Genomic DNA, 6,493 nt, shown 5'->3' with positions numbered 1-6,493 from the left:
TTCCTCCCCCCCGCCCCCCCCCCGGGTGGGCGCGCCCGCCGCCCCCGCGCCCCCCCGCCCCCGCGGCCCCTCGCTCCCCCGGGGGCCGCGCGGCGTCGGTCAGACCGGGGCCTTGCCGAGGGCGGCCTCGGCCTGCTCCTCGCCGCTGGCGTCCGGCGGGGGCGCCTCGTTGGCCGTGCGCAGCGGCACCTCCTTGATGAACCAGGCGAGCACCGGCACCGCGACGGTGAAGAGCACCGCCCAGAGGAAGACGTGCGAGATGGCGTTGGAGAGGCCACCGAGGACCAGTTCGCGTACCTGCGGCGGCAGGGCCTTGAGCTGCTCCAGGTCCATCCGGCCGCCCTCACCGCCACCGCCGCTGAACGCGTCCCCGGCCGCCGACCCGGCCAGCCGGTTGGCGAAGATCGCGCCGAACAGCGAGATGCCGAACGAGCCGCCGATGGAGCGGAAGAAGGTGGCCGCGCCGCTGGCCGCGCCGAGGTCCCGCTGCTCGACGCTGTTCTGCGCGATCAGCATCGAGGTCTGCATGAGGAAGCCCATGCCGACGCCCAGCACGACCATGTAGAGCGAGGACTGGGTCTTGCTGGTGTCGACGTCGAGCAGGGACAGCAGTCCCATGCCGAGCGCCATCACCACGCCGCCGACGATGGGGAACGCCCGGTACCGGCCGGTCTTCGTGATCGTCCGGCCGACCACCAGCGACACCACCAGCATGCCGAACATCAGCGGGAGCAGCAGCAGGCCGCTGTTGGTCGCCGAGGCGCCCTGCACGGTCTGCTGGTACAGCGGCAGGAAGTTCATCGCGCCGAACATCGCGAAGCCGAGCAGGAAGCCGATCACCGAGATCAGCGCGAAGTTCCGGTTGGCGAACAGCCCCAGCGGCAGGATCGGCTCGACGGCCCGCCGTTCGACCAGGGCGAAGGCCACCAGGGCGAGCAGCGCGAGGGCGGCCAGGCCGAGGATCGGCAGGGAGAGCCAGGCGTACTGGTTCCCGCCCCAGGTGGTGACCAGCACGATCGCGGTGATGCCGACGGAGAGCAGCCCGGCGCCCAGCCAGTCGATCCGGTGCTCGGTGCGGTACTTCGGCAGGTGCATGGTGGTGGCCAGCACCAGCAGCGCGAGACCGCCGAGCGGCAGGTTGACGTAGAACGCCCAGCGCCAGGAGAGGTGGTCGGTGATGAAGCCGCCGACCAGCGGGCCGGCGACCATGGCGATGGCCATGATGCCGGCGATCATGCCCTGGTAGCGGCCCCGCTCGCGGGGCGGCACCAGGTCACCGATGATCGCCATCACGCCGACCATCAGGCCGCCCGCGCCGAGGCCCTGCACGGCCCGGAAGGCGATCAGCTCGATCATGCCCTGGTCCACGCCGCCGAGCAGGCCCGAGCCGGACATGCCGCAGAGCGCCGAGCCGACCAGGAAGACGACCACGGAGGTCAGGAAGACGGCCTTGCGGCCGTAGAGGTCACCGAGCTTGCCCCAGATCGGGGTCGAGACGGTGGTGCCGAGCACGTACGCGGTGACCACCCAGGTGAAGTGGTCCGCACCGCCGAACTCGAAGACGATGCGTGGCAGCGCGGTGCTGACGATCATGTTGTCGAGCATCGCGAGCATCATCGCGATCATCAGACCGAACAGCACGACCCGGACGTTGGGTCTCGCCGTCGCCTGGCCTGGCTGAGTCATGGGTAAGCTCCCCCCGAAGTGTGACCAACTTACTTGCCGCCCGGCTAGTTACCTTACTAGCCGCACGGTAAGTTTGTCGGCAGGGACCGTCAAGCGGATTGGGTGGTGTGAGTGAGGGAGAGCACAGGCGGCACGCGGGGGCGCATTCAGGCCGTCGCGCTGGAGCTCTTCACCGAGCAGGGGTACGAGAACACCTCGCTGCGGGAGATCGCCGAACGGCTGAACGTCACCAAGGCGGCCCTGTACTACCACTTCAAGAGCAAGGACGAGATCGTCAACAGCTTCGTCGAGGACCGGCTGCACCGGATGGACGAGCTGATCGAGTGGGCGCAGGGCCGGCCGGCCACCCTGACCACCCGGCGGGAGCTGCTCGCCCGCTACGCCGACGCCATGTTCGCCGGCGAGCTGCCCTCGGTGATGCGGTTCTTCGAGCAGAACCAGACGGTGCTGAAGAAGCTGACCGGCGGCATGCAGATGCGCGACCGGATGATGCGCCTGGCCAGCGAGCTGTGCCGGGGCGACGAGTCGCCGGCCGCCCAGCTGCGCGCCACGCTGACCCTGTTCGCCGTGCACAGCAGTTGGTTCGCCGTACGCGCGCCGCACATCACCGACGCCGAACGCCGGGCGGTCGCGTTGGAGGTCGCCGACGAGCTGCTCGCGAAGATCGCCTCCGAACCGGCGGAGCCGGCGGACCGGTCGGCCGCGGGCGGGCCGCCCGCCACGCCCGGCGAGCGACCCGACGCCGACCGTCAGGCGGGGCCGGACGCGGCCTGAGGCCGCCCGGAGCCGAGCTCGCGGCGCAGCCCCAGCAGCCGGATCCCCGGCACCGGCTCCCAGTCCTTCTCTGGGATCCGGACGAAACCCAGCCGTTCGTAGAGGCGGTGCGCGCGGGCGGCCATGCCATCGCGTACGCAGATCATCACCGCCGTGGCGCCCAGCTCGGCGGCGCGGTCCAGGCAGGCGCGGGCCAGTGCCACGCCGGCGCCCCGGCCCTGGGCCGCCGGGTCGACCGCCAGCATCCGGAACTCCGCCTCACCGGGCCCGGAGAGCTCGGCGTACGGGGTGCCCGGCAACACGAACAGCACCGAGCCGAGCACCGCCCCGGTGGCGTCGTCCACCGCGACCAGCACCTCGCCGGCGGTCGCCCGGGCGGCCACGTCGGCCAGCACCCCCGCGTAGCTGTTCTCGTCCTTGAGCTGACCGTCCGCCTCGTACGCGGCGACGGTCAGCCGGGCCACCGCCGGGAAGTCGGCGGGGTCGGCCGGACGGACGGTGAGGCCGCTCAATCGATCACCGCGATCAGGTCGCCGTCCTGGACCACGTCGCCCTCGTTGACGGCGAGCTGCCTGAGCACGCCGTCGGACTCGGCCACGACCGGGATCTCCATCTTCATCGACTCGAGGATCACCAGGGTGTCCCCCTCGGACACGGTGTCCCCGGCCGACGCGACGACCTTCCAGACGTTCGCCACCATCTCGGCGCGGATCTCCTCGGCCATCTCACGGCCCTCCCTCTCCACCGGTTGCTGCGTCGGTATCCAATCATGCGCGGGCACACCCCGGCCGGGTGCCGGCGCCTACCGCCAGCGTGCGACGCGCTGGAGCCCGGCCCGGGTCGCGGCCCGGCCCGACGCCCAGTCGCAGGTCGCACTAGCATCAGACGGTCGGAGACCGGCGGGCACGCCCGACGGAGATTCCGGTACGAGACCGCCGCCGCGCGCACCGCGGCCGGGGATGTCCAGCACGAGGAGGTCGGCAATGGCGAAGAAGGCCCGCAAGAAGAAGGCCCGCAAGAAGAGCGGCGCGAACCACGGCAAGCGCCCCAACTCCTGAGCAGGCCGGCGGGTCCATCCCGCCGACCGCTCGCCCGGCCGGACGGCCGGGACACGACGACGGCCCGGGTCCAGCGGACCCGAGCCGTCGTCGTCGGCACTCGGCCGACGGTCAGTCCGTCAGCTCGCGCGACTCGGTGGACTCGAAGACCACCAGCTCGGTGAGGCGCACCTTGAGCCGCTGGCGCAGCTCCTCCGGCGCGGTCTCGTTGCCGCAGCAGCGGGCGACCAGCGCCTTCACCTCCTGCTCGATGCCGTACTCGCGCAGGCACGGCCCGCACTCGTCGAGGTGGTGCCGGATCAGCGCCCGGCGCTCCTGGGCGCACTCCAGGTCCAGGTAGAGGTAGACCTCGGCGAGCACCTCACGGCAGTCCGTCTCGTGCGGCTCTCCACAGCTCACGTCACACCTCCCGGCCGGCGGCGGCGGTCGAGCCCTTCGCGGACTGCGCGGCGCTGAACCCGCGCTCAGCGGCGTAGCGCTCCAGCAGCTTGCGCAGATTGCGGCGGCCGCGGTGCAGCCGCGACATCACGGTGCCGATCGGCGTGCGCATGATGTCGGCGACCTCCTTGTACGAGAAGCCCTCGACGTCGGTCAGGTAGACCGCCAGGCGGAACTCCTCCGGCAACTGCTGGAGGGCCTCCTTGATGTCGCTGTCCGGCAGCCGGTCCAGCGCCTCGGTCTCCGCCGAACGCAGCCCACTGGAGGTGTGCGACTCGGCCTCGGCGAGCTGCCAGTCGGTGATCTCCTCGGTGGGCGCCTGGATCGGCTGGCGCTGCCGCTTCCGGTACGAGTTGATGTAGGTGTTGGTCAGGATGCGGTACAGCCAGGCCTTGAGGTTGGTGCCCTCTTCGAACTGGTGGAACGCCGCGTACGCCTTCAGGTACGTCTCCTGGACCAGGTCCTCGGCGTCCGCCGGGTTCCGCGTCATCCGCAGCCCGGCGGCGTAGAGCTGGTCGACGAAGGGCATCGCGTCCCGCTCGAAGCGGGCCCTGCGCTCGTCCGTCTTCTCGGTGGTCAACCGCACATCCCCTCGCGTCGGATGCTTTCCCGCCGAGGATACGCGCACGGACCTGCCCGCAGATTCACTTCCGCCGGGTGTGCCGGCGCTCACCACGCCCGGGCCGTCCACGGCGGCGGGCCACTCCGGTCCACCCAGCAGCTGCCTGAGCTGCCGTGCTCCCCGTTCGTCCCGCTCCCGGCTCCGTGTCTCGGTCGGCACCGGTCACCCCCCTCGCAAGATGTGTCGTCCGGGGGGTGCAACGCCCGATCGTGGTCCGGGCATTCCGCCGACCATCCCCGTTCCCGGCCCCGGCGCCGGTGGCGACCGGCGTCGGGACCAGGAAGGGCCTGGGAGGACTGGCTCCGGCCCGCCCCGGCGGGGCGTCCGGCGCCATCCGATGCAACGACCCGCCGCCGCACCCGGTCACGCCCACCCGGCCTCGGTTCCGCCCCGGGCAAGATCACACTGTTTCCTGGGAGCAGTGGCCTCAGGACGGCGACGAGGCCCCTGTTTCCCGGTTCGAGCATGATCATGAGAGCCGCGGAGGGCCGGGTGAGGTCAGCGGGTCGTCCAGCCCTGGGCGTGCAGCCAGTCCCGCACCACGGCGGCCGTGCCGGCCGGGTCCCTGCGCAGGTCGTGGGTCTCCCCGGGGCGCAGCACCACGCGCACCGGACCACCCGCCGCGGGCACGCCGAACGGGTCCCGGTCGCCGTTGACCACGAGGGTGGGCAGCCCGGTACGCAGCTCGTCGGCGCGGGAGCGCTCGGGGCGGCCCGGCGGGTGCAGCGGGAAGGCCAGCGCCACGATCCCGACCGCGCCCGCCGCGGCGGCGGTCCGGCAGGCCACCCGGGCGCCGCTGGACCGGCCGCCCACGACCAGTGGCAGCCCCGGATGCCGGGCGCGCAGTTCGGCGAGCACGGCCAGCCAGGCCTCGTCGAGGTGCCCGGCGGGGGCAGGGGCCCGCCGCCCGGCCACCCGGTACGGCTGCGTCACCCGGACCACCGTCACCCCGGCGTCGACCGCCGCGTCCCGTACCGCGAGCAGGTCCGGCGCGTCCACCGCGCCGCCGGCCCCATGACCGAGCACGAGCAGGGCACCGGCCGGCCCGCCGCCGGAGCGGGACGGCGGCGCCTCGGGGCGACCGGGCGCGTCGATGTCGACCCGGGCGGGCCCGCGGGGCGTGTCGATCTCGTCGTGGTGACGCACCCGCCCATTGTGCGCAGCCGACCCTTCAAGATCGACGCCGAACACCCGCCCGGGCGGGCGCGACCGGCGAAACACCGGCGCCCACCCGCAGCCTCAGAAAGGCCCGACATGCCGCACGCCGGCCCACTCCACCAGCGAAAGGTCCGACATGCCGCGCACGGGCCCTTCAGCGCCATCGAAAGGCCCAACATGCCGCATCCTGGGGTCGATCTTGCGGCCCGAATCACCCGCCGGCACCGGGGAATCCGGCACGCGGCGGCGCGGTCAGCTCAGTGGCACCAGGGTGAGCAGGCGGTCCCGGACCGGCGGGCCGGCGTCGTCGGCCGCGTCCGGATCCGGCTGCACCTCGCTGCGCCAGGCGACCAGCATCGCCCGCCGCTCGCGCGGTGTGGTGCCGCCCCAGACCCCGTGGCAGTCCCCCACCTCCAGCGCCCAGGCCAGGCAGGAGCCCTGCACGTCACAACTGCGGCAGAGCGCCACGGCCGCGTCGGCCGGCTCGTTGGGCGCCGGAAAGAACGTCTCCGGATCCACACTCTGACAGGTCCCTCTGGTCCGCCACGAGTCGTCCTGGCGCCGATCACGCAACGCCCGCAACAGTCGCGGGTCCCGTCGCGCGGCGGCCACCTCGTGCGGTCGGGGCATACGCGCCCGTGTCATCCACCCACCTCCCCCGTGGGACCGGCAAGATCAGAATGATCGATAAGGGTCATCCGCCCCGTGCGAATTGCCACCCATCGCCGGCGCTGTGTTCTATCGCACCGGCGGACAC

General features: G+C 72.6%; 8 protein-coding genes. 1 reads left to right on the top strand and 7 read right to left on the bottom strand.

Annotation, left to right across the window (positions count from 1 at the left end; translation table 11 throughout):
* Positions 1-99: 99 nt before the first annotated feature.
* The gene (locus tag AB0H57_RS11950) at positions 100-1,686 is read right to left on the bottom strand and encodes an MDR family MFS transporter (RefSeq protein WP_357505362.1); all 1,587 of its coding nucleotides are present in this window, start codon (positions 1,684-1,686) and stop codon (positions 100-102) included.
* 111 nt (positions 1,687-1,797) lie between these two features.
* Here AB0H57_RS11950 and AB0H57_RS11945 point away from each other — a divergent pair, with 111 nt between their 5' ends.
* Positions 1,798-2,460, top strand: coding sequence for a helix-turn-helix domain-containing protein (locus tag AB0H57_RS11945; protein WP_357505360.1), 663 nt, complete (start codon positions 1,798-1,800; stop codon positions 2,458-2,460).
* Here the strand turns inward: AB0H57_RS11945 and AB0H57_RS11940 are convergent.
* From AB0H57_RS11940 to AB0H57_RS11915, 6 genes are all read right to left on the bottom strand, one after another.
* The gene (locus tag AB0H57_RS11940) at positions 2,436-2,972 is read right to left on the bottom strand and encodes a GNAT family N-acetyltransferase (protein WP_357505358.1); all 537 of its coding nucleotides are present in this window, start codon (positions 2,970-2,972) and stop codon (positions 2,436-2,438) included. The genes AB0H57_RS11945 and AB0H57_RS11940 overlap by 25 nt on opposite strands.
* Positions 2,969-3,184 carry a biotin/lipoyl-binding carrier protein gene (locus tag AB0H57_RS11935; RefSeq protein ID WP_357505356.1) on the bottom strand — a complete coding sequence of 72 codons (216 nt, stop codon included), beginning with the start codon at positions 3,182-3,184 and terminating at the stop codon, positions 2,969-2,971. The genes AB0H57_RS11940 and AB0H57_RS11935 overlap by 4 nt, the downstream gene beginning before the upstream one ends.
* A gap of 445 nt (positions 3,185-3,629) precedes the next feature.
* Positions 3,630-3,917, bottom strand: a complete 288-nt coding sequence (gene rsrA / locus AB0H57_RS11930; RefSeq protein WP_357505353.1) for a mycothiol system anti-sigma-R factor — start codon at positions 3,915-3,917, stop codon at positions 3,630-3,632.
* A 1-nt stretch (position 3,918) separates the two neighbouring features.
* A complete protein-coding gene (locus AB0H57_RS11925; protein ID WP_357505351.1) occupies positions 3,919-4,737 on the bottom strand; it encodes a sigma-70 family RNA polymerase sigma factor in 819 nt (272 codons plus the stop codon).
* A gap of 339 nt (positions 4,738-5,076) precedes the next feature.
* Positions 5,077-5,724 (bottom strand): alpha/beta family hydrolase, encoded by a 648-nt coding sequence (locus AB0H57_RS11920; protein ID WP_357505349.1) that lies wholly within the window; start codon positions 5,722-5,724, stop codon positions 5,077-5,079.
* A 264-nt stretch (positions 5,725-5,988) separates the two neighbouring features.
* Positions 5,989-6,381, bottom strand: a complete 393-nt coding sequence (locus tag AB0H57_RS11915; protein ID WP_357505347.1) for a WhiB family transcriptional regulator — start codon at positions 6,379-6,381, stop codon at positions 5,989-5,991.
* Positions 6,382-6,493 lie beyond the last annotated feature (112 nt).

This window comes from Micromonospora sp. NPDC050686 (assembly GCF_040654475.1).
Taxonomy (GTDB): domain Bacteria; phylum Actinomycetota; class Actinomycetes; order Mycobacteriales; family Micromonosporaceae; genus Micromonospora.
This window is presented reverse-complemented; position numbering and strand designations above follow the sequence as displayed.